This is a genomic window from Sinomonas cyclohexanicum, assembly GCF_020886775.1.
GTDB lineage: Bacteria > Actinomycetota > Actinomycetes > Actinomycetales > Micrococcaceae > Sinomonas > Sinomonas cyclohexanicum.
Map to the genome: position 1 here is coordinate 2,313,230 of NZ_AP024525.1, position 22,113 is coordinate 2,335,342.

Genomic DNA, 22,113 nt, shown 5'->3' on the forward strand with positions numbered 1-22,113 from the left:
GCCGCCACGTCAGTTCGCCCTCGTCCGCACGGCCTCGACGATGCGCTCGATCGCCTTCTCGATCGGCACGCCGTTGTCCTGGCTCCCGTCGCGGAACCTGAACGAGACCGCGCCGGCCTCGGCGTCCTCACCGCCCGCGATGAGCACGAACGGGACCTTCTCCTTGCTCGCGGTGCGGATCTTCTTCGGGAAGCGGTCGCTCGAGGCGTCCACCTCGACACGGATTCCCTCCCGCTTGAGGCGATCCGCGACGTCGTACAGGTAGTCGTTGAACGCCTCGGCGACCGGGATCGCGACGACCTGGACCGGGGCCAGCCACGCCGGGAAGGCGCCCGCGTAGTGCTCGGTGAGCACGCCCATGAACCGCTCGATCGAGCCGAACTTGGCCGCGTGGATCATGACCGGCTCCTGGCGCGTGCCGTCAGCCGCCTGGTACTCGAGGCCGAACCGCGCGGGCTGGTTGAAGTCGTACTGCACGGTGGACATCTGCCACGTGCGGCCGATCGCGTCCCGCGCCTGCACCGAGATCTTCGGCCCGTAGTACGCCGCGCCGCCCGGGTCCGGGACGAGCTCGAGCCCGGTCTCGGTGGCCACGCGCTCGAGGACGGCCGTGGCCTCCTCCCACTGCTCGTCGGTGCCGATGAACTTGTCCGACTCGGGATCACGGGTCGAGAGCTCGAGGTAGAAGTCGTTGAGCCCGAAGTCGCGCAGGAGCGAGAGGATGAAGTCCAGCAGGTGCTTGACCTCGTCCGGGGCCTGCTCCTTCGTCACGTAGGAGTGCGAGTCGTCCTGGGCGAAGCCGCGGACGCGGGTGAGGCCGTGGACCACGCCGGACTTCTCGTACCGGTACACGTGGCCGAACTCGAACAGGCGCATGGGCAGCTCACGGTACGACCGGCCGCGTGACCGGTAGATGAGGTTGTGCATGGGGCAGTTCATCGCCTTGAGGCGGTAGTCCTGGCCCGGCTTGGTGACGTTGCCCTCGTCGTCGCGCTCCTCGTCGACGTGCAGCGGCGGGAACATCGTGTCGGCGTAGTACGGGAGGTGGCCCGAGGTGTGGAAGAGGCCGTCCTTGGAGATGTGCGGCGTCCCGACGTACTGGAATCCCTCCTCGATGTGCCGGCGGCGCACGTAGTCTTCCATCTCGCGCTTGATGATGCCGCCCTTGGGGTGGAACACCGGCAGGCCCGAGCCGAGCTCGTCGGGGAAGGAGAACAGGTCCAGCTCCGCGCCCAGCTTGCGGTGATCGCGGCGCTCGGCCTCGGCGATGCGGTCCTGGTACTCCTTGAGCGCCTCCTTGGTGGGCCATGCCGTGCCGTAGATGCGCTGCAGCTGCTTGTTCTTCTCGGACCCCAGCCAGTACGCCGCGGCGGAACGGGTCAGGGCGAAGGCGTTCGAGATGAGCTTCGTGTTGGGCAGGTGCGGGCCCCGGCACAGATCACACCAGATGACGTCGCCGCTCTTGCGGTCGACGTTGTCGTAGATCGTGATCTCGCCCGCGCCGACCTCGACGTTCGCGCCCTCCTTGGTGGCGCCGTCGGATTGGTTGTCCTTCGCGTCGAGGATGATCAGCTTGTAGGGCTCGTCCGCCATCTCCGCGCCGGCCTCGACCGCGGTCACGACGCGGCGGCGGAAGACCTGATTCTGGTTGACGATCTTGAGCATCATCTTCTCGAGGGTGCGCAGGTCCTCGGGCGTGAACGGCTCCTCGACGTCGAAGTCGAAGTAGAAGCCGTCCTTGATGTACGGGCCAATGCCGAGCTTCGCGCCGGGGCGCAGCTGCTGGACGGCCTGGGCCATGACGTGGGCGGTTGAGTGGCGCAGCACATTGAGGCCGTCCTCGCTCGAGATCTCGACTCCCTCGACGACGGCACCGGCCGGAACCGGCTGGTCGAGATCCTTGAGCACTCCGTCAACGCGCATGACGACGATCTCGCGCCGACCGTCGAAGAGCTCGGTTCCCGTGGTGCCCGCCGTCACTGTGCTTGGTACGCCGTCGACGGTGATGGTGGCCTGCTGGGCATCTGACACGGGGGTCTCCTCTTCATCTGTGCGGCTTCATAGCTTGTGGCGTACGGGGACCACAGCCAGCCACGGACAAGCCTATCGGAACCAATGGGGCGGCACGGCGCCTATACGACGGGCGGAGGGTCTGGACACTCCCCGAAGGCGAGCTGCCCCGTGATCGGCCCGGCAGCTCTGCCGAGGGGCCGCCGGGCCAGCGTGGCGATGTCGGCGGCCACCGCCGCAGGGCTCCTGGCGGCGGCGACGGAACGGTGCAGCGACGCGAAGGCCCCGGCCGCGACGAGCCGCCGGATCGCTCCCGGGGTGAGCTCTGCCCGGTCTCTGGCGTCAGCGACTGAGGCGTACGGCCGGGCAGCCATAATCCTGGCCGCCTCCCGCCGGGACAGACCGCCGACGGCGGTGAGCGGCGTGCGGATGCCGATCCGGCCGGCGTCGGGCCCGGACTCGATCCGTTCGAGGCAGTAGGAGGCGCCGCTCGCGGCGATGTCCACCGGCAGCAGGGGGACGTTGAGCCGGGCGGCCCGGACCGCCGGCGGCTCCGCGGTGTTCGGGCCCGGATGCTCCAGGGTTCCCGCGAGGAGGGCCTCGGGGTGTTCTGAGGCGAGCCACGCCGTGTGCTCGTCAGGGTTGACGGGCACGGCGTCCGGGCCGTGGAGACGGGCAATTTCCCTCACCGCGAGGGCGATCGCGCTCTGCTCGCTGGAACCGCGCACGTCAACTCTGACCAGGCCCAGGTGCGCCGCGTCCGGCCCGTCGATCTGGACCATCGGCACACCCGTCCCGCTCGGTTGGACGGGCGCTCGGTCCCGGAGCCGCTCGTCGCCGAGGATGAGTCCGCGCGGTCTCAGCGCGTGGGTGGGCCTCACTTCGGGTGCGGTCGCGAGGCTCGACGGGAGCTCGGCCTGTGCGTCCAGGACCCCGCGAGACCCGAGGGCATGCGGATCTGTGCCCTCGGGAAGGGAAGCCTCCCACATGGCCCCCAGCGCAGCCCGCTCCGTGCCGAAGTGGGCGACCAGCGCTCGGTGGACGCGTCCGAGTTCGTGGTCCTCGACCTCGATCGAGAGGCCCAGGTGGTCCACCGCGCATCGGACACCCATGCCGCGGATCGCCTCGGCGGCCCTGTCAACAGCATGGTGTGCATCCCGCTGCGGAGCGCTCGGCTGGTCCCAGCTGAGGTCGGATCCCGGCTCGAGCCGGCAGCGGTCCGCGATCCGCTCGGTGTTGGACAGGAGGTTCGCGAGGTCGCCGGCGCCCAGCCCTGCCGCTTCGATGATCTCGGCACCCATGGCGTGCATGGCGTGCGCGGGCGCGAGACGGTCGGGCCCTGCGGCGCCGGCGGTCAGCACAGCGGGCACGCCGTGCTCTGCGGCGAGCCGGAGCATGCGGACGGCGTGGCTCGTGCTCAGCGCGGGTTCGGGCGGGCTCAGGTGCGTCACGAGCTCGACGGCGAGCACGCCCGCCGGCATCGCCTCGAGCCACTCGCGGAAGAGGGTCCGGGGACGCAGGAACCTGCGCCCGCCCATCGCTCGGCCCACGTCCGAGTCGGGCCCGAGCAGGACCGTGAGCACGGGCCTCCCCGTCTCGGGGTCGAGGCATCGCGCTGCGAGCTCGGACCTGAGCACGCCCACGGGCACAGCGCTGCTGGCCCGACCGCTCGTGTCGGCATGGGAGTCGGAGACGAGGCGGCACAGCGCGCCCCATCCCGCCGCGCTGTTGCGGCCGTGGGCAAGCACGACGACGCGCCCCGCCTCCCCCGCTGATCCTCGCCTGGGACGCCTCCCGCCCGGAGGAGCCTCCTCGGGCTCGGCGAGAAGGGCGAGCTCCACGCCGACGATCGGCGAGAGCCCCCTCTCAAGGCAGGCGGTGATGTGCTGGACCGCTCGGTAGAGCCCGTCGCGTTCGGTCCACGCGGCGGCGGACGCCCCGTCGGCGAACGCTGCGCCGGCACACGACTCCGGCAGCAGCCCACTGACCTGACCGCCTCGGGCTGCACCGGCGTCGGGCGTGACGTGGAGGTGGGTGAAAGGCAAGCGGTCGCTCCCGTGGCCATCGACAACTGGAAGTCGAAGACATCTTCGAACATCCCCAGTCTAAGCAGTGGCCGAACGGGGTCGGCGATAATGGCCACATGTGCGGCAGATACGTCATGGCCCAGACTGTGGGCGACTTGGTGGCGGACTTCGATGTCGACGAAACGTACGTCGACGCGCTCGAGCCCTCGTACAACATCGCACCGACCGATCCCGTACCCATCGTCCTGGACCGCCGGGACAAGGACACCGGTGAGCTGTCCCGGAAGCTCGTCACGGCCCGATGGGGCCTCGTGCCGCCGTGGTCCAAGGACACGAAGGGTGCCGCGCGCCTCATCAACGCCCGGCGCGAGACCGTGACGGAGAAGCCGTCCTTCCGCAAGGCGGCCTCCCGGAAGCGCGCGCTGGTGCCGGCCGACGGATACTACGAGTGGGAGAAGCGCGAGGCGGGTTCGGCCAGCGGCAAGATCGAGAAGATCCCCACCTACCTCCACTCGGACGACGGCGGGCTGCTTGCCTTCGCTGCCCTGTTCGAGAACTGGCCCGACCCCACGCTCCCGCCGGACCACCCCGAGCGGTGGCTGCGCACGTGCACGATCCTCACCGGGCCCGCCTCGGATGCGCTGGGGCATATCCATGACCGAACCCCCGTGATCGTCCCGCCCGACATGTGGGACGACTGGCTCGATCCCGAGACGACGAGTGAAGCGGATGTCAAGGCGCTCATCGATTCGATGCCCGAACCGCACCTGACGCCCCGGGTCGTGGGGAGCCTCGTCAACAGCGTCCGCAACAACGGGCCCGAGCTGATCGAGGCCGCCTCGTAGGAGGCCTTCGGCCCTAGTCCATCCACCGCAGCACACCTACCCTCGATGGCATGGAGAGCCCTGGGGAACTCACGCCGCTGACCGGCATCGTGGTAGGCGTGGACGGGTCCGCACCCTCCGTCGAGGCGTTGCGATGGGCGGCCCGCCTCGAGCCCGTCGTCGGCGGACCGATCACCGCGGCGACGGTCTGGCAGTTCCCGGTGTCCGGGGTGGGCAGCGTGTATCCGCAGTGGGCTCCGGAGGACGACGCGCAGAGGATGCTCGAGCGCGCTCTCGGCGAGGCCTTCGGAGATTCGCTGCCGCCGGGGCTCACGACGCACCTCGCGTCCGGGCCCACCGCGCACGCGCTCATCGAGGCCAGCCGAGCCGCCCGGCTCCTTGTCGTCGGGGCGCGCGGCCTCGGCGGCTTCAGGGGCCTCCTGCTCGGTTCTGTGAGCGCGACCTGCGTGGAGCACGCCGAGTGCCCCGTACTCGTCATCCATCACCACCATGCAGACTGAAGACTCGAGGAGGCAGCGATGACCGCGCAGGTCACCATCATCGGCAGCGGGCACATGGCTCGCGCGCTTGCCCAGACGGCGCTGAAGGCCGATAGGGCGGTGCAGATCCTCGGCCGGAACGGTTCCCAGACCCGCGATCTTGTCGAGTCGCTCGGCCCGGGCGCGAGCGGTGGCGTGGTCGGGGCGGCCGTCGAGGGCGGCATCGTGGTCCTGGCCGTGCCCTACGGCGAGGCCCGTAAGGCCATCCAAGAGCTCGGCGATGCAATCGACGGTCGGGTCATCGTGGACATCACGAACACCGTCGATGTGTCGACCTTCGACCGCCTCCTCACGCCGGCCGGGACCTCCAGCGCCGAGCAGATCGCCGAGGCGGTCGGCGGCAGGGCCGATGTGGTGAAGGCGTTCAACACCGTCTTCGCTGGCCCGCTGGGGGCGGGCTCGGTCGATGGCCAGCATCTTGACATCTTCATTGCGGGAGACTCGGAGGCCGCCAAGGAGAAGGTCAGCGCCCTCGTCGCGCGGGCACAGATGCGCCCCATCGATGTCGGGCCTCTGCGCCGAGCCCGCGAGCTGGAGGCCATCATGCTCCCGATCTTCGCCCTCCAGGTCAGCCCCGCACATGAGAACTTCAACTGGGACATCTCCTTGCGGATCCTGCCCTAGCCGTAGAGCGTGGGAATACCCAGGCGCCGGATGCCGTTGTGCCGACTGACCCCCAGACCCTCGAGGAGCTCACGCATGGACAACTTCACCCCCGCCGACGGCACGATCACGATGTTCTCGACCACGTGGTGCGGGTACTGCAATCGCCTCAAGAAGCAGCTCGACGCACAGGGCATCGGCTACACCGAGGTGAACATCGAGGAGGTCGCGGGTACGGCGGAGCTCGTGGAGCAGCTCAATGGGGGCAACCGGACGGTCCCCACCGTGGTCTTCCCCGACGGCACCGCCGCGACGAACCCCTCCGCGGCGCAGGTGAAGGCTAAGCTCGGGGTCTAGTCCCCCCAAGTGCGCGCACCTCTGTGTCGCGCCGGGTTTTCCCCACCTCCGGTGGACTCCCTAGGATGGCGACATCACCACAAGGGAGCCACCGGAGGTTTTTTCATGGCCAGCGAAGCCCAGATCACCGCACCAGCAGCAGGCGCCACCGTCCACCGCGTGAAGGCGGTCGTCGTGCGTGAGAAGGGTGCGCCGGCGATGGTGGAGACGATCCTGGTCCCGGATCCGGGTCCGGGTGAGGCGCTCGTGGACGTGCTGACCTGCGGGGTGTGCCACACGGACCTGCACTACAAGCTCGGCGGGATCGGGGATGACTACCCGTACCTGCTCGGGCACGAGTCCACCGCGGTGGTCTCCGCCGTGGGCCCGGACGTGACCGACCTCAAGCCCGGGGACCGGGTGATCCTGAACTGGCGGGCCGTCTGCGGGCAGTGCCGCGCGTGCAAGAAGGGCCAGCCGCAGTACTGCTTCGCGACCCACAACGCGACCCAGAAGATGACCCTGGAGGACGGCACCCCCCTCAGCCCCGCCCTCGGGATCGGCTCGTTCGCGGAGAAGACCCTCGTCGCCGCGGGCCAGTGCACCAGGATCGACGAGGACGTCGACCCCGCCGCGGTGGGCCTGCTCGGCTGCGGCATCATGGCCGGCATCGGCGCCGCGATCAACACCGGCGAGGTCGCCCGCGGGGAGTCCGTGGCCGTGATCGGCTGCGGCGGGGTGGGCATCGCCGCCATCGCCGGGGCGAAGCTCGCGGGGGCCACGACGATCATCGCCGTGGACCTGGACCCGGCCAAGGTCGAGCTCGCCAAGGGCCTGGGCGCCACGCACGGGGTCGTCTCGAGCGAGACCGACCCCGTCGAGGCGATCCGCGACCTCACCGGCGGGCACGGCGCGGACGTGGTGATCGACGCCGTGGGCCGCCCGGAGACGTACCGGCAGGCCTTCTACGCCCGGGACCTGGCCGGCCGCGTGGTCCTGGTCGGCGTCCCCACCCCCCAGATGACCCTCGAGCTGCCGCTGCTGGACGTGTTCGGCCGCGGCGGGTCGCTGAAGTCCTCCTGGTACGGGGACTGCCTGCCGTCCCGGGACTTCCCGATGCTCGTGGAGCAGTTCAAGCTCGGCCGCCTGCCCCTGGACGCGTTCGTGACCGAACGGATCGGCCTGGACGACGTCGAGGCCGCCTTCGCCAAGATGCACTCCGGGGCCGTCCTGCGCTCGGTGGTCGAGCTGTGAGCCGGGCAGGGCACGCCCGCATCGAGCGGATCCTCACCTCCGGCACGTTCTCCCTCGACGGGGGCACATGGGAGGTGGAGAACAACGTCTGGATCATCGGCGACGGCACCGAGGCGATCGTGATCGACCCCGCGCACGACCCCGGCGCCGCCGCCGGCGCGGTCGCGGACCGCACCGTGACCGCGGTGCTGCTCACCCACGGCCACGACGACCACATCCGCCACGCCCGCGAGTTCGCCGAGAAGGTCGGCGCGCCCGTGCTCCTGCACCCGGCCGACCAGATGCTCTGGGAGGCCGTCTACCCCGGCACCGCCCCGGACGCCGAGATCGCCGACGGGGAGATCTTCTCCGTGGCCGGGACCGAGCTCACCGCCCTGCACACCCCCGGCCACACCCCCGGCTCCGTGTGCTTCCACGCCCCGGCCCTGGGCACCGTCTTCACCGGCGACACCCTCTTCGCCGGCGGCCCCGGCGCCACCGGACGCACCTACTCCAGACTTCCCGCACCCGCCTCCTCACCCTCCCCCCGGAAACCGTGGTCAACACCGGCCACGGCGACCCCACCACCATCGGCACCGAGGCCCCCCACCTGCAGGAATGGATCAACCGCGGCCACTGAGCCATAGGTCAGACCGGCGCCGCTGCCTTCTCCAGGCGCACGACGACGGACTTGGACACCGGCGTGTTGCTCACCTCGGCCGTCGCGCCGAGCGGGACGAGGACGTTCGCCTCGGGGAAGTACGCCGCGACGCACCCCTTTGCAGTCGGGTACGAGACGATCCGCAGCCCCGGCAGGCAGCGGTCCACGCCGTCGTCGGCCTCGGAGTGGACGTCGACGTGCTCGCCGTCGGCGAGTCCGAGCGAGTCGAGGTCGTCCGGGTTCACGAACAGGACGTGCCGTCCACGGTGGATGCCGCGGTAGCGGTCGTTGAGCCCGTACATCGTGGTGTTGAACTGGTCGTGGGATCGGACCGTCTGCAGGAGCAGGCGCCCCTCGGGCACCTGCACAGTCTCGAGCTCGTTGACCGTGATCGTGGCCTTGCCGGTGGCGGTCGGGAACCGCCGCTCGTCCCGTGGCGGGTGCGCCAGGACGAACCCGCCGGGACGGCGGATTCGGGTGTTGTAGTCCTCGCAACCGGGGCACACGCGGGAGATGTGCTCGCGGATCACGTCATAGTCCCGTTCGAATCCTGCCCAGTCGACCGGGTGGTCCTCGCCGAGGACGGCGCGGGCGAGGCGGGAGACGATTGCTACCTCGGAGAGCGCGTTCAGCGAGATGGGCGCGAGTTTGCCGGCCGAGGGGCGGACGGCGCACACGGTGTCCTCGATGCTCACGAACTGCGGCCCCGACTCCTGCGCGTCCACCTCGGTGCGGCCCAGCGTCGGCAGGATGAGCGCCTCCGCGCCCACGAACGCATGCGTGCGGTTGAGCTTGGTCGAGATGCTCACGCTCAGGCGCGCCCTCGTCATCCCCTCCTCGGCCACCGCGGTGTCCGAGATGGCGGAGACGAGATTTCCGCCGAGGGCGATGAAGGCCTTGACGCGGCCGTCCGCGAGCGCACGGATGCTCTGGACCGCGTCGAGTCCGTGCGGGCGGGGCGGGCTGAAGCCGAATTCCTTCTGGAGGGCGTCGAGGAATGGGTCCGGCATCTTCTCCCAGATGCCCATGGTCCTGTCGCCCTGGACGTTGGAGTGGCCCCGGATGGGGGACGGTCCGGCACCGGGCTTGCCGATGTTCCCACGCAGGAGCAGGAGGTTGATGATCTCCTTGATGGTCGGCACGGCCTTCTTGTGCTGGGTCAGGCCCATGGCCCACGTGATGATCACCTTGTCCGCGGCCAGGTACCGTGCGGCGAGCTCGTCGATCTCCTCGTCGTGGAGGCCGGTGGCTGCGCGGACCTCGTCCGGATCGAGCGTGGCGAGGTGGGCCCGGAACTCGTCGAGGCCCTGGCAGTGTTCGCGCAGGAAATCGTGGTCCAGCACGGTGCCGGGTGCGGCGGCCTCGGCGTCGAGGACCCGCTTGGAGACAGCCTGCATGAGCGCCATGTCCCCGGCGAGGCGGATCTGGAGGAACTGGTCTGCCAAGTCGGTACCGTGCCCGATGAGCCCGCGGGGGCGCTGTGGGTTCTTGAAGTTGATGAGCCCGGCCTCGGGCAGCGGGTTGACGGCGACGATCTGCGCCCCGGCGAGCTTGGCCTCCTCGAGCGCGGTGAGCATGCGCGGGTGGCAGGTGCCGGGGTTCTGACCCATGATGATGATGAGGTCCGACTTGGCGAAATCCTCGTAGGAGATGGCGCTCTTGCCTACTCCGATGGTCTCCCCCATCGCCGCCCCGGTGGACTCGTGGCACATGTTCGAGCAGTCCGGGAGATTGTTGGTGCCGAACGCCCGCACGAACAGCTGGTATGCGAAGGCTGCCTCGTTGCTCGTGCGCCCGGAGGTGTAGAAGGTGGCCTGGTCCGGGGAGTCGAGCGCCTTGAGCTCCCGGGCGATGATCCCGAAGGCATCATCCCAGGACACGGGGTGGTAGCGGTCGCTGTCCGCTGGCTTGTACACGGGCTCCACGAGGCGCCCCTGTTGTCCGAGCCAGTACTCGGTGCGCTCCCTGAGCTCGGTCACTGAGTGCTCGGCCCAGAATGCCGAGGGAACCGTGAGCCGGTCCGCCTCCCAGGTGACCGCCTTCGCGCCGTTCTCGCAGAACTCCGCAACCTTGCGCTCCGGCGGGTCCGGCCACGCACAGCTCATGCAGTCGAACCCATCCTTCTGGTTCATGTTCAGCAGGGCGGTGACCGAGCGCGCGGTCCCCATGCGGCCCAGCGCCGGCGGGATGCTCGCGATCAGGCTCGGGATGCCCGCCGCGCTGCGCTCGGGCCGCTCGACGCGCAGGTTCGCATCGGTGGCGTCCTCCTCAAGGGGCTTGCGTGCCATGTCGAGCTGACCTCCCCGGGCCCCGGGCGGGCCCGTTCCCTCCGGTCTAGCACCGCCCGGGAGGAAGGGCAACGACGGCCTTAAGCGAGCGCGCCCCGCTCGGCGTACATCGCGAGGAGGGCATCCTCGACCGCGCCGACAGTGAGGCCGGGCACAAGGTCGTCCGCCGCACCAGCGGTGGCCGGATCGAACGGCAGGCCGAGCGCGCCGTACACGTCGGTGAGGACAGCCCGCACCGGCGCCGCGTCGCTCACGACGAACACCGAGGAGAACAGCCACGCCCCGGCGACCACCCGCTGGGCCGTGCCGACAAGCTTGACCCGGCCTCCCGCCGTCGTGCGCGGGACGCCGTGGACGCTGAACTCACCGGGGCAGTACTCGCCGGGGATCTCGCCGACTCGCGCGTCGACGCCGACGCTCCGCAGCACGCCGGCGTAGAGCTCGCCGAAGACCTCGAAGCGTGGCGGTGGCCCACCATGGCCTCGCGCGCGGGCTCGATATGGTCCACGATGAGGGTGCCCCCGTGGTAGGCGGCCGCGCGGCCGCCGGCCTTGCGCACTACGGGCTCGAACCCGTGTGTGAGAGAGGCGGCGCGGGCGGCATCGAAACCCTCGAGGCGGGTGTCCCGCTGGCCGAAGGCCATGGTCGGGTGCGGTCTGTACAGGCGCAGGGTGGCGCCGCGGATGCCGCGCTTGACCTCGTCGAGCAGCCCGGCGGCGCGGGCCAGCTCCGCGGCGGCTCCGGGCCCTTCCCCCGGCGCGAGCCCGCTGCCGCGCACGACGGCGAGCGGCACCGTTCCCTGGCCCTCTGGGCCAGAGTTCCACTCGGCCACGGCTCAGCTCCTGCGGAGGGTGAGGATCTGCTCCGCGTGGCCGAACGGGCCCTCGGAGTCGTGCAGCACGGACGAGGTCAGGCCGATGCCGTCGGCGCCGAACGAGACGGCGTTGTCGATCCCGAGCCACTCGCCGCGCGGCTCGCGGTACATGTGGATCTGCAGGTCCACGTTCGGGAACGCCCAGCTGCCGGGTCCCGGGGGCACCCGCGTCGCGATGCCGTTGGCCGTGTCCACGAGGCCGGTGAGCCGCACCCAGTCGGGGCTCGCCGTCCCACCCACGAGCGGGTGCGGGGTGCGGATCCACACCGTGCCGTTGCCGGAGCGGTGGTGAGGGGCCTGGTACATCTCGAGCGAGCGGATGAACCCGCCCGGCCACTCGGTCGAGCCGTCCCAGCGCTCGCAGTCCTCACGGGCAGGGATCGGGGCGTCCTCGACCGCAGCCACGGCCGAGCTGTCCGTGGTGACGAGTCGCCACGCGAGGGCCCGGATCGCGACGCGTCCGTGCGCGGTGAGCTCGGCCTCGATGAGCTCGATGGTCCGGCCGGGGCGCACGGTCCGGGTGGTCACCTCGAACTCGCCCGCGTGGATGAGGCCGAGGATCTCGTAGCCGATCCGCGCGATGCGCATGTCAGCGCGCGGATCGTGCTGGGCCAGCGCGTGCGCGAGGATCCCGGACGCGGGCGCCATGTGCTGCTCGTGGGCATTCCACGCGCCCTGCGCGTGGATCGTGGAGCGGTAGCGCCCGCCACCGAGGTCCTCGTAGTAGAAGTCCCCGACTGCCAGCTCGGGCAGCTCCTGCGCCCACTCGGTATTCGCCCCGGCCTGCTGCGTCACGTCCCGCTCCTCTCCTGGCCCTCCCCACGCTGGGAGGCCTCATCAAGACTATCCGGCGCGGGGGCCAGGCCCCGCGTCCCCCGTGCTGAACTGCCCCTGAGGCGGGCCACGATCAGGACGCGCACGACGACGATCATCGCCACCGCGGCGATGACCATCCACATCCACAGCGACCCGGCCAGGTGCTCGAACCACAGGTCGAAGGCCGCGAGGCCCACCGTCGCGTAGACGAACGCCCAGATCACCGAGCCGACGGCGGCAGCCGGGAGGTGTCTGCGCACATGCATCCCTCCCAGCCCGGCGGCGAGGTTGACGGCCGTCTGGAGGCCGATCGTGAGGTACGTCAGGACGATCGCGAACGGGCCCCAGCGGTCGAGGATCCGCTGCGCGCGGGCGATGCGGGCGGCAGGGCCCGGACGCTCGAGCCGCTCGGCAAGGCCCCGGCTGCGTGCGGCGCCTGCCGCGATGCCCCTGCCGGCCCAGTACGTCGCACTCGTCCGGATCAGGACGATGACGAACAGCAGCGCCCATGCGGCCCCGAACGGCAGCGAGAGGATCTGGTCCACGCGCACCCCCTGCGACGATGACGGCACCGCCCTGACGACGGGTGGCGAAGATTAGGCAACAGTCTCGTCGCCTAATAGAACAGCCTAGTCCACCGGTGCGCGGGACTAATTGGCGTCCCTGTGAGGTTCCCCTCACATGACCATCACGCGTGCGGACGTCGGCTTCCGGTCCGAGCGGGGGCCCGTCCTCATCGCGCTCATGCTCACCACAGGCCTCGTGGCCATCGATTCGACGATCGTCGCGACCGCCGTGCCGTCGATTGTGCACGACGTCGGCGGCTTCTCCTCATTCCCCTGGCTCTTCTCCGCCTACATGCTCGCCCAGGCGGTCTCCGTCCCCGTGTACGCGAAGCTCGCGGACACCGTGGGCCGCAAGCCCCTCGTCCTGACCGGCATCGGGCTGTTCCTGCTCGGCTCCATCCTGTGCGGAGTGGCCGGGTCGATGGGGGCGCTCATCGCTTTCAGGGTGGTCCAAGGGCTTGGTGCCGGCGCAGTCCAGCCCATGGCCGTGACCATCGCCGGGGACATCTACACCGTGGCCGAGCGCGCCCTGGTGCAGGGGTACCTGGCCAGCGTGTGGGCCATCTCTTCGGTGGTCGGCCCCACGCTGGGCGGCATCTTCGCGCAGCTGGGGATCTGGCGCGGGATCTTCCTCGTGAACATCCCCCTCTGCCTCCTTGCCGCCTGGATGCTCATGCGTACCTTCCATGAGACCGTGGAGAGGTCCCGCCATCGGATCGACTTCGTCGGGTCCGCTCTCCTGACCGCCTCCATGACGCTGCTGATTCTCGGTGCGCTCGAGGGAGGGCAGGCCTGGGCGTGGGACTCGCTGCCGAGCGTGGGTGCGTTCGGGCTCGGCGCCGCCCTGTTTGCCGCCTTCCTGCTCGTCGAGCGGCGGGCCGCCGAGCCCGTCCTCCCGCTGTGGGTGGTCTCACGGCGGCTTCTCCTGACCACCACCCTCGTCTCGTTCGGCGTGGGCGCCATGATCCTCGGCCTCACCTCCTATGTCCCGACGTTCCTCGAGGGTTCGGTCTCCGTCTCCCCGATCCTCGCGGGCCTCGCGCTCGCGGCGCTCACGATCGGATGGCCCATCAGCGCATCGCAGTCCCGGACGCCTGTACCTGCGGATCGGCTTCCGCGCCACGGCCCTGATCGGCATCCTGATCGCCGTGGCGGGCACCGCGGTCCTCGCCGCCACGGCCCACACGCCAACGGTTGCCTGGGTCGCGGGCAGCTGCCTTCCGTGTGATCGGGCCTCGGCATGGCGCCATCACCGCCTCTCCCGCCGACGCTCATCTCGCGGCACAGTCGCTAGCGTCGAATGGAACGACGGCGGGGCGTCGTGACGGGCCACGAACTCTGTTCCGCCCCGCCTCGATCGGCGTGCAGCGCCCTAACTCGCGTGGCCGTGTTCGGCGCGATCGCGACAGCATCTACGCAAGCACCCCCAACAGCGGTGGGCTGCACGCGCCTGGCCATCGTGCCGGCGTCGGCCGCGGTATGTCCTCGCCGTGCTGGCCGTCGCGGCGTCCTCGGTGGTCGTCGCCGTAGCTGGCCATGACCGGCGGGACCATCGCCACACCGATGCACGCGCCGGAGGGCAGGTCCGAGTTCCCGCGCGGAAGACCGCCTGACCGGCTCCTCAGTGGTCCGACGCGCCGTACCGGCCGCGGAATGATCCGCAGGATCCGGGACAGTGACACGTGCGATGGCGGCCGTGGCGCTCACCGGAGAGCGTCGCGGGCGGCCACGCTGATGGTAGGACAGGAACCCGCTGAGGATGTCGATCGACTCCTGCGCCCGGTCGAGTGCCGGGTCCAGCACCTCCAGGTCGCGCCACGCTCCGCAGCCACCCCTCGGCTGTGGCCGCGAGCCGCCGTGGCGAGCTCGGTGCGTGAGCTCGGCTGGCACGGTGGTCCGGCATGCTCCTCCCAGATCACGCTTGCCAGGACGTCCGTGACGTCCTGGACCTGGAAGGTAGCCCGCTCGATCGCGCGCAGGTCCTGCCAGACCGGCGGCGAGGGCGTGACGATGTCGCCCCGCCACGCGGTTGGCCCGCACGCTCAACTCAGCCTCCTCGCACCGCGCGCCGCGCACGCTGCCGCGGTCCGCGGCAGCAAGTCCTCACGCCGTGACCAGTCCTGATGCTCCGGCGGCCATCTCCTCCTCGACGGCGGCAGACATGTCCGCGAGCTGCTCGGCCAGGGCCACCGTAGGGCTCAATTCACCGTGCGAACGGGCGGCTTTGAATGTTCCCCGAACAACGCAACGGGCGGAGATGGCCCAGTTTCACGGCGACACCGACATTTTCTATTTTCTGCGTTAGTAGGAAAGGAGAAGGCGTTTCGGGTGTCCCCGCGAGCACGGAGGAACGAAATAGAGCCCCGCGCAGGAACCCCACCTCGAGCGCTGGGCCGATGCCACATGCGAGGGAACCACCGCGCCTAGGACGACGCCGACTCCCACCCACACCGAGCAGCGACCGCACGCGCGAGATGCGTCTGCTGCCCTGTGAAGCTGGTCCGAACAGCAGCGCGGCGGACGACGCCCAGATCGCCCGTTTAGTGCCCAGCCCCACCCGAGGCTCTGGGGCCCGTTGCAGCAGGGAAGCTCCGCACCGTCCCTCTTGTTCACACCAAAAAGCGCCGAGCGGACTCCCCCACATCACGGGAAGGCCCGGAGCAGCGGCACCCTGCATTCGATCCGCGGTGAGTGGTCCGACGCACGACGACGGCGGCCCCCTCGCGCTGGGCGCGGAGACCGCCGTCGTGCGTTCGAGGCTACTTCGCCACGGTGAGCAGGATGACGCTGTCCTCATGCGCCTCGATGCTGTGCCGGGCGGGTGGGACGACGAGGAGATCGCCGGTGCGCCCATCCCAGGTCTCGCCGTCGGAGACTAGCGTGATCCTCCCCCGCAGCACGATCACCGTGGCTTCGCCGGGACTGTCATGCTCAGCGAGGGACGTGCCGGCCCGCAGTGCCACGAGCGTCTGGCGGAGGGACTGTTCGTGCCCTCCGTAGACAGTGCTGGCGCTGCGGCCCGACGATCCGTTCGCAGCCTGATCCAGATGCTCGCGCGCCAAGGCGTCCAGTGAGAACTTCCGCATTCTGGCATCGTCCGTCGGCCGGATCAGGGGGTCAAGGCCTCAGAAGTCCCAGTCCTCGTCTTCGGTGTTGACCGCCTTGCCGATCACGTAGCTCGAGCCGGACCCGGAGAAGAAGTCGTGGTTCTCGTCCGCGTTCGGGCTCAGGGCCGAGAGGATCGCCGGGTTCACGTCCGTGACGGAACTCGGGAACATCGCCTCGTAGCCGAGGTTCATGAGCGCCTTGTTCGCGTTGTAGTGGAGGAATTTCTTCACGTCCTCGGACAGGCCCACCGGGTCGTACAGGTCGTGCGTGTACTGCACCTCGTTCTCATACAGTTCGAACAGGAGCTCGAACGTGTAGTCCTTGATCTCCTGGCGCTTCTCCTCGGAGACCTGCTCGAGGCCCTTCTGGAACTTGTAGCCGATGTAGTACCCGTGCACGGCCTCGTCGCGGATGATGAGGCGGATGAGGTCGGCCGTGTTCGTGAGCTTGGCCCGCGAGGACCAGTACATCGGGAGGTAGAAGCCCGAGTAGAAGAGGAAGCTCTCGAGCAGGGTCGAGGCGACCTTGCGCTTGAGCGGCTCGTCGCCCCGGTAGTAGTCCATGACGATGTGCGCCTTGCGCTGGAGGTTCTCGTTCTCGAGGCTCCATCGGAACGCGTCGTCGATCTCCTTGGTCGAGCACAGGGTCGAGAAGATCGACGAGTAGCTCTTGGCGTGGACCGACTCCATGAACGCGATGTTCGTGTAGACGGCCTCCTCGTGCGGCGTGATCGCATCCGGGATGAGGCTCACAGCGCCGACGGTGCCCTGGATCGTGTCCAGGAGCGTCAGGCCCGTGAAGACGCGCATCGTGAGCTGCTGCTCCTCGGGCGTCAGCGTTGCCCACGACTGCACGTCGTTGGACAGCGGCACCTTCTCGGGCAGCCAGAAGTTGTTCACGAGGCGGTTCCACACCTCGACGTCCTTCTCATCCTGGATGCGGTTCCAGTTGATCGCCTGGACGTGGTCGAGGAGCTTGAGCTTCTCGGGGGTCATCGCTGGTCCTTTCGAGCGAACCTAAACTGAGAGTAAGCAATCACAACATGCACGAGACGCAGCCCTCCACCTCAGTCCCCTCGAGGGCAAGCTGGCGGAGGCGGATGTAGTAGAGCGTCTTGATGCCCTTGCGCCACGCGTAGATCTGGGCCTTGTTGATGTCCCGCGTGGTCGCGGTGTCCTTGAAGAACAGCGTGAGCGAGAGGCCCTGGTCCACGTGCTGGGTCGCGGCGGCGTACGTGTCGATGATCTTCTCGTAGCCGATCTCGTAGGCGTCCTGGTAGTAGTCGAGGTTCTCGTTCGTCAGGTACGGCGCCGGGTAGTAGACGCGGCCGATCTTGCCTTCCTTGCGGATCTCGACCTTGGACGCGACCGGGTGGATCGAGGACGTCGAGTTGTTGATGTAGCTGATCGAGCCGGTGGGCGGGACCGCCTGGAGGTTCTGGTTGTAGATGCCGTGCTCCATGACGTCCGCCTTGAGCGCACTCCAGTCCTCCTGCGTGGGGATGTGGACCTTGGCGAAGAGCTCCTTGACCTTCTCGGTCTGAGGCACCCACTCCTGCTCGGTGTACTTGTCGAAGAACTCGCCCGAGGCGTACTTCGAGTTCTCGAAGCCGCCGAACGCCTGCCCGTGCTCCTTCGCGAGGAGGTTCGAGGCACGCAGCGCGTGGAAGAGCACCGTGTAGAAGTAGATGTTCGTGAAGTCCAGGCCCTCTTCGGAGCCGTAGTGGACCCGCTCGCGGGCCAGGTACCCGTGGAGGTTCATCTGGCCAAGGCCGATCGCGTGCGACTTCGAGTTGCCCTCCGCGACGGACGGCACGGACTCGATGTAGCTCATGTCCGAGACGGCCGAGAGCGCCCGGATCGCCGTCTCGATCGACAGCGCGAAGTCCTCCGAGTCCATCGTCTTGGCGATGTTCATCGAGCCGAGGTTGCAGGAGATGTCCTTGCCGACGGTCGCGTACGTGAGGTCCTCGTTGTACTCGCTCGGCGTGGAGACCTGAAGGATCTCGGAGCACAGGTTGCTCATCGTGACCTTGCCGGCGATCGGGTTGGCCCGGTTCACCGTGTCCTCGAACATGATGTACGGGTAGCCGGACTCGAACTGGATCTCGGCGAGGGTCTGGAAGAACTCGCGGGCGTTGATCTTGGTCTTCTTGATCCGCGCGTCGTCGACCATCTCGTAGTACTTCTCCGTGACGGAAACGTCCGAGAACGGCTTGCCGTAGACCCGCTCCACGTCATACGGAGAGAAGAGGTACATGTCCTCGTTCCGCTTCGCGAGCTCGAACGTGATGTCCGGGATCACGACGCCGAGGGAGAGCGTCTTGATGCGGATCTTCTCGTCTGCGTTCTCACGCTTCGTGTCGAGGAAGCGGTAGATGTCAGGGTGGTGGGCGTGCAGGTACACAGCGCCCGCGCCCTGGCGCGCGCCGAGCTGGTTTGCGTACGAGAAGGAGTCCTCGAGGAGCTTCATGACCGGGATGACGCCAGAGGACTGGTTCTCGATCTGCTTGATCGGAGCGCCGTGCTCGCGGATGTTGGTCAGGGAGAGGGCGACCCCGCCGCCGCGCTTCGAAAGCTGGAGCGCGGAGTTGATGCCGCGCGCGATCGACTCCATGTTGTCCTCGATGCGCAGCAGGAAGCACGAGACGAGCTCGCCGCGCTGCTTCTTGCCGGCGTTGAGGAAAGTCGGCGTGGCGGGCTGGAAGCGGCCCGCGATGATCTCGTCCACGAGCTGGGTCGCGAGCTTCTCGTCCCCGCGCGCGAGGTGCAGTGCCACCATGCACACGCGATCCTCGTACCGCTCGAGGTAGCGCTTCCCGTCGAACGTCTTGAGGGTGTACGAGGTGTAGAACTTGAACGCGCCGAGGAACGTCTCGAAGCGGAACTTCTTCTTGTAGGCCCGCGCGAACAGGTCACGGACGAAGTTCATCGTGTACTGGTCGAGGGTCTCCCGCTCGTAGTAGTCCTTCTTGACGAGGTAGTCGAGCTTCTCGTCCAGATCATGGAAGAACACGGTGTTGGTGTTGACATGGTCCAGGAAGTACTGGCGCGCCGCGTAGCGGTCGGCGTCGAACTGGATCTTCCCGTCCTCGCCATACAGGTTGAGCATGGCGTTGAGCTCGTGGTAGCCCAGGCCCCTGTACTTCGCGGGCAGCTCCTTCGAGTCCACGGCCTTGCCCTCCGCCGTCTCGGCTACTGCGGGTTCTGCGACAGTCGCGTCCAAAATTTGTCCAATCCTTCGGTGACCCGGGCCACGTCGTCAGCGGTGCCCATGAGTTCGAATCGATAGAGGTGGGGCACCGTGCACTTGACGGCGATGATGTCGCCCGCGGCGCAGTAGTTGTCCCCGAAGTTCGTGTTGCCCGCGCTGATGACGCCCCGGATGAGGCCCCGGTTCTGCGGGTCGTTGAGGAATCTGATGACCTGCTTCGGCACAGATCCGGCGCCACCCGTCCCGCCGTAGGTCGGAACGACCAGCACGAACGGCTCTGTCGCCCGCAGCGGGGCGTCGTGCAGATGCAGCGGGATCCTCTCGGCCTCGCAGCCCAGCTTGCCCACGAACCGGTGGGTGTTTCCCGAGACAGAGGAGAAGTAGACCAGCCGCGCGGATGTCAGGCGGGGACCGGAGTCCATGCCCGTCGCGCCGGCATCCGCCGCGGCAATGATCTGCGAGGCCATCTGAGCGCACCCCCTCGTGGTTGGTGAGGCTCGTAGTTGGTGAGTGCTAATGGGTTGGAGGGCCGTGTGGACCTGCGGGACGGCTCAGGCCACCGACGCGGCGGCGGCGCCGCCCTGGGCGATCGCGGCGATCTTGTCAGGACGGAAGCCAGACCACTGGTCTGCATCGGTCACGACGACCGGCGCCTGCAGGTAGCCCAGGTCCTTGATCTTCTGGAGGGCCGCCGGGTCCTCCGTGACATCGACGCTCGTGTACGCGATGCCCTTCTTGTCGAGGGCACGGTAGGTCGCATTGCACTGCACGCACGCCGGCTTCGTGTAGACCGTAACGTTCATGATTCCTTACCCCATCCTTCAAAAGCTTCCTCGGCCGAGGCACTCGCCGCCGCCGTCCCGACGGCCGCCCCTCAGGTCTCGAGCACCTCGGTGCCCTCGATACTACATGTAGTGCATGCCCTCGCCGTGGACCCCAAGATGTTGTCTTACAAGTATGTCATTCTGCGGCCGCCGAGTCCACAGACTCCCCACATTTAATGCACCGCCAGCAGCCCCGTATTCCCGCCCTTCGGGGTCGGTTGTCCACAGCCTGTGGACCCCTCTGCGCACAGTCCCAAGGAGTTTGCGTGTCGTTCATCTCACGGCGTGTCGCGGCGTGTCGCGACGGGCGTGTCGCGGCCGGCACCGCAGCGCGCCGCACGGGCACGTGTGCCGTAGGCTTGAGCGCGCCGGCGAGACCAAGGAGGCCACGATGGTGAACCCCGTCCACCTCCAGACGCTCATCGAGGTGGTCCGGCTCGGCTCGTTCGCCGCCGCCGCCGCCCATCTGGGGTACACGCCGTCGGCCGTGTCACAGCAGATGGCCGCGCTCGAGCGCGAGACCGGCGTCGAGCTGTTCCACCGGACTGCCCGGAGCATCGAGCCGACCGAGGCGGCGCTCGTCATGATGCGCCACGCGGCCAAGGTCCTGACCGACATCGACACGCTCAGGGCCGCGACGGCGCGCGCGGCCGAGGCGGCGGGCCGCGAGCTCCGGCTGGGCATCTTCCCGAGCCTGGCCACCTATGTGCTCCCCCGGGTGCTCCGCGGGGAGGGGTGGCGACGCCTCGGCCTCGACCTGCACGTCTCCGTCGCCGAGCCCGGCGATACCGTCCGCCGACTCGCAGCGGGCGGCGACCTCGACGTCGTGCTCGTCTACCAGGTCGGCCAGAGCGGGCTGGCGTGGCCGCACACCGCGGATCGGCAGTGGATCGGCGACGATCCGTTCCACGTCGTGCTGCCGGAGTCGTGGGGCATCGCGGACGGCGTACGGGTCTCCGCGGACCAACTCGGCGGCATGCCGTGGATTGTGCACCATCCGGGGACCGGCGACGCGACGGTCATCGACCGGCTCTTCGCCAGCTGCGGCCTCTCGCCCCGGGTCGTGGCGTACAGCGACGACTTCAACGCGAGCCTCGGTCTGGCCTCGGCCGGGCTGGGCGCCGCCCTCGTCCCGGGGCTCGCGCTCCAGTCGAAGCCCGCCGGCGTGGTGGTGGTCGACGTGCCCGAGATCCGGCTCGCGCGGAACATCTTCGCCCTCCGCCCGCGCGGCGCCGCGGAATCGTCCACGACGCTGTTCCTCGATCTCATGGCCGACGCCCTCGGCTCCCTTCCCTCCCGGGGTCCGGGGGCCGGCGCGCGGTAGCCTTGCCTGCATGGCCCATGCGCACATCGGCGTGTCCGGCTGGCGCTACCGGAACTGGCGCGGCGACTTCTACCCGCGAGGCCTCCGCCAGGCCGACGAGCTCGCCTACCTCGCCGAACGCGTCACCTCCGCCGAGGTCAACGGCTCGTTCTACTCGCTCCAGCGCCCGTCCTCGTACCGCTCCTGGCGGGAGGCCGTCCCCGAGGGGTTCGTCTTCGCGGTGAAGGGCGGGCGGTTCATCACCCACCTCTTGCAGCTGCGTGGTGTCGAGACCGCGCTCGCGAACTTCTTCGCCTCCGGCGTCCTCGCGCTCGAGGACGCGCTCGGGCCGCTCCTGTGGCAGCTGCCCGGACGGATGGCGTACGACGCCGGCCGGCTGGCGGAGTTCTTCGACCTCCTCCCGCGGTCCACGGCTGCTGCTGCCGAGCTCGCCGCACGGCACGACGCCCACGTGCCCGAGGACCGGGCGCTCACGGTGGCGGCCGTCGACAGGCCGCTGCTGCACGCCGTCGAGCCCCGCCACGAGAGCTTCGACTCGCCCGACGCCCGAGCGCTCTTCGAGCGGCACGGGATCTCCATGGTCCTCTCGGACAGCGCCGGCGCGTGGCCCGCCGTGGACGCGGACACGGCGGGCTTCCGCTACGTACGCCTCCACGGCGAGACGGAGCTGTACCGAGGCGGGTACTCAGAGGCCTCCTTGGACCGCTGGGCCGGCCGCGTCGCGGAATGGCTCTCGTCCGGCCACGACTCCTACGTCTACTTCGACAACGACGCCGACGGCCGCGCGCCGCACGACGCCGTGTCCCTCCTTGCCCGGCTGGTCTGAGGCGGCGATGAGGTGCTGGC

At 69.1% G+C, this 22,113-nt stretch carries 18 protein-coding genes and 3 pseudogenes; 10 read left to right on the forward strand and 11 right to left on the reverse strand.

Annotation, left to right across the window (positions count from 1 at the left end; all coding sequences use genetic code 11):
• Positions 1 to 9: 9 nt before the first annotated feature.
• Together thrS and SCMU_RS11065 are read right to left on the reverse strand one after the other, a co-directional pair.
• Positions 10 to 2,031, reverse strand: a complete 2,022-nt coding sequence (gene thrS / locus SCMU_RS11060) for a threonine--tRNA ligase (protein WP_371829589.1) — start codon at positions 2,029 to 2,031, stop codon at positions 10 to 12.
• Positions 2,032 to 2,132: 101 nt separating this feature from the next.
• On the reverse strand, positions 2,133 to 4,055 hold the full coding sequence (locus tag SCMU_RS11065; RefSeq protein ID WP_229229222.1) for a helix-hairpin-helix domain-containing protein: 1,923 nt from the start codon (positions 4,053 to 4,055) through the stop codon (positions 2,133 to 2,135).
• Positions 4,056 to 4,153: 98 nt separating this feature from the next.
• Here SCMU_RS11065 and SCMU_RS11070 point away from each other — a divergent pair, with 98 nt between their 5' ends.
• From SCMU_RS11070 to SCMU_RS11095, 6 genes and pseudogenes are all read left to right on the forward strand, one after another.
• Positions 4,154 to 4,882 (forward strand): SOS response-associated peptidase, encoded by a 729-nt coding sequence (locus SCMU_RS11070; protein ID WP_229229223.1) that lies wholly within the window; start codon positions 4,154 to 4,156, stop codon positions 4,880 to 4,882.
• Positions 4,883 to 4,932: 50 nt separating this feature from the next.
• Entirely contained in the window at positions 4,933 to 5,382 is a 450-nt protein-coding gene (locus SCMU_RS11075; RefSeq protein WP_229229224.1) for a universal stress protein, read from the forward strand.
• 18 nt (positions 5,383 to 5,400) lie between these two features.
• Positions 5,401 to 6,045, forward strand: coding sequence for an NADPH-dependent F420 reductase (locus tag SCMU_RS11080; RefSeq protein ID WP_229229226.1), 645 nt, complete (start codon positions 5,401 to 5,403; stop codon positions 6,043 to 6,045).
• Between the two features lie 75 nt (positions 6,046 to 6,120).
• Entirely contained in the window at positions 6,121 to 6,381 is a 261-nt protein-coding gene (locus SCMU_RS11085) for a mycoredoxin (protein ID WP_229229227.1), read from the forward strand.
• Positions 6,382 to 6,486: 105 nt separating this feature from the next.
• Complete coding sequence (locus tag SCMU_RS11090; RefSeq protein WP_229229228.1) at positions 6,487 to 7,614, forward strand: S-(hydroxymethyl)mycothiol dehydrogenase; 1,128 nt, start codon at positions 6,487 to 6,489, stop codon at positions 7,612 to 7,614.
• Positions 7,611 to 8,233: pseudogene (locus SCMU_RS11095) on the forward strand (MBL fold metallo-hydrolase). Before SCMU_RS11090 ends, SCMU_RS11095 begins: the two are co-directional and overlap by 4 nt.
• An 8-nt stretch (positions 8,234 to 8,241) precedes the next feature.
• Here SCMU_RS11095 and SCMU_RS11100 read toward each other — a convergent pair.
• From SCMU_RS11100 to SCMU_RS11115, 4 genes and pseudogenes are all read right to left on the reverse strand, one after another.
• Positions 8,242 to 10,542, reverse strand: a complete 2,301-nt coding sequence (locus tag SCMU_RS11100) for an FdhF/YdeP family oxidoreductase (protein ID WP_229229230.1) — start codon at positions 10,540 to 10,542, stop codon at positions 8,242 to 8,244.
• An 80-nt stretch (positions 10,543 to 10,622) separates the two neighbouring features.
• Positions 10,623 to 11,335: pseudogene (locus SCMU_RS21155) on the reverse strand (lipoate--protein ligase family protein).
• 42 nt (positions 11,336 to 11,377) lie between these two features.
• Positions 11,378 to 12,211: a thioesterase family protein gene (locus tag SCMU_RS11110; protein WP_229229232.1), complete on the reverse strand. Its 834-nt coding sequence runs from the start codon at positions 12,209 to 12,211 to the stop codon at positions 11,378 to 11,380.
• A complete protein-coding gene (locus tag SCMU_RS11115) occupies positions 12,208 to 12,777 on the reverse strand; it encodes a DedA family protein (RefSeq protein ID WP_229229233.1) in 570 nt (189 codons plus the stop codon). The genes SCMU_RS11110 and SCMU_RS11115 overlap by 4 nt, the downstream gene beginning before the upstream one ends.
• A gap of 136 nt (positions 12,778 to 12,913) precedes the next feature.
• On the opposite strand from SCMU_RS11115, the pseudogene SCMU_RS11120 reads away from it, so the two are divergent.
• Together SCMU_RS11120 and SCMU_RS11125 are read left to right on the forward strand one after the other, a co-directional pair.
• Positions 12,914 to 14,016 (forward strand): annotated as a pseudogene (locus SCMU_RS11120) (MFS transporter); the annotation flags it as partial.
• A 516-nt stretch (positions 14,017 to 14,532) separates the two neighbouring features.
• Positions 14,533 to 14,922 (forward strand): hypothetical protein, encoded by a 390-nt coding sequence (locus SCMU_RS11125; protein ID WP_229229234.1) that lies wholly within the window; start codon positions 14,533 to 14,535, stop codon positions 14,920 to 14,922.
• A 635-nt stretch (positions 14,923 to 15,557) separates the two neighbouring features.
• Here the strand turns inward: SCMU_RS11125 and SCMU_RS11130 are convergent.
• The 5 genes from SCMU_RS11130 to nrdH form a co-directional block, all read right to left on the reverse strand.
• Positions 15,558 to 15,884, reverse strand: a complete 327-nt coding sequence (locus SCMU_RS11130) for a cupin domain-containing protein (RefSeq protein WP_229229235.1) — start codon at positions 15,882 to 15,884, stop codon at positions 15,558 to 15,560.
• Positions 15,885 to 15,923: 39 nt separating this feature from the next.
• Complete coding sequence (gene nrdF, locus SCMU_RS11135; RefSeq protein ID WP_229229237.1) at positions 15,924 to 16,901, reverse strand: class 1b ribonucleoside-diphosphate reductase subunit beta; 978 nt, start codon at positions 16,899 to 16,901, stop codon at positions 15,924 to 15,926.
• Between the two features lie 40 nt (positions 16,902 to 16,941).
• Positions 16,942 to 19,077, reverse strand: coding sequence for a class 1b ribonucleoside-diphosphate reductase subunit alpha (gene nrdE, locus SCMU_RS11140; protein ID WP_274602967.1), 2,136 nt, complete (start codon positions 19,075 to 19,077; stop codon positions 16,942 to 16,944).
• 23 nt (positions 19,078 to 19,100) lie between these two features.
• The gene (gene nrdI / locus SCMU_RS11145; RefSeq protein WP_229233016.1) at positions 19,101 to 19,541 is read right to left on the reverse strand and encodes a class Ib ribonucleoside-diphosphate reductase assembly flavoprotein NrdI; all 441 of its coding nucleotides are present in this window, start codon (positions 19,539 to 19,541) and stop codon (positions 19,101 to 19,103) included.
• Positions 19,542 to 19,670: 129 nt separating this feature from the next.
• A complete protein-coding gene (nrdH, locus tag SCMU_RS11150) occupies positions 19,671 to 19,922 on the reverse strand; it encodes a glutaredoxin-like protein NrdH (protein ID WP_229229239.1) in 252 nt (83 codons plus the stop codon).
• 412 nt (positions 19,923 to 20,334) lie between these two features.
• Between nrdH and SCMU_RS11155 the strand changes: the two genes are divergently transcribed.
• Together SCMU_RS11155 and SCMU_RS11160 are read left to right on the forward strand one after the other, a co-directional pair.
• Positions 20,335 to 21,267, forward strand: coding sequence for a LysR family transcriptional regulator (locus SCMU_RS11155; protein ID WP_229229241.1), 933 nt, complete (start codon positions 20,335 to 20,337; stop codon positions 21,265 to 21,267).
• Positions 21,268 to 21,277: 10 nt separating this feature from the next.
• Positions 21,278 to 22,093 (forward strand): DUF72 domain-containing protein, encoded by an 816-nt coding sequence (locus tag SCMU_RS11160; RefSeq protein ID WP_229229242.1) that lies wholly within the window; start codon positions 21,278 to 21,280, stop codon positions 22,091 to 22,093.
• Positions 22,094 to 22,113 lie beyond the last annotated feature (20 nt).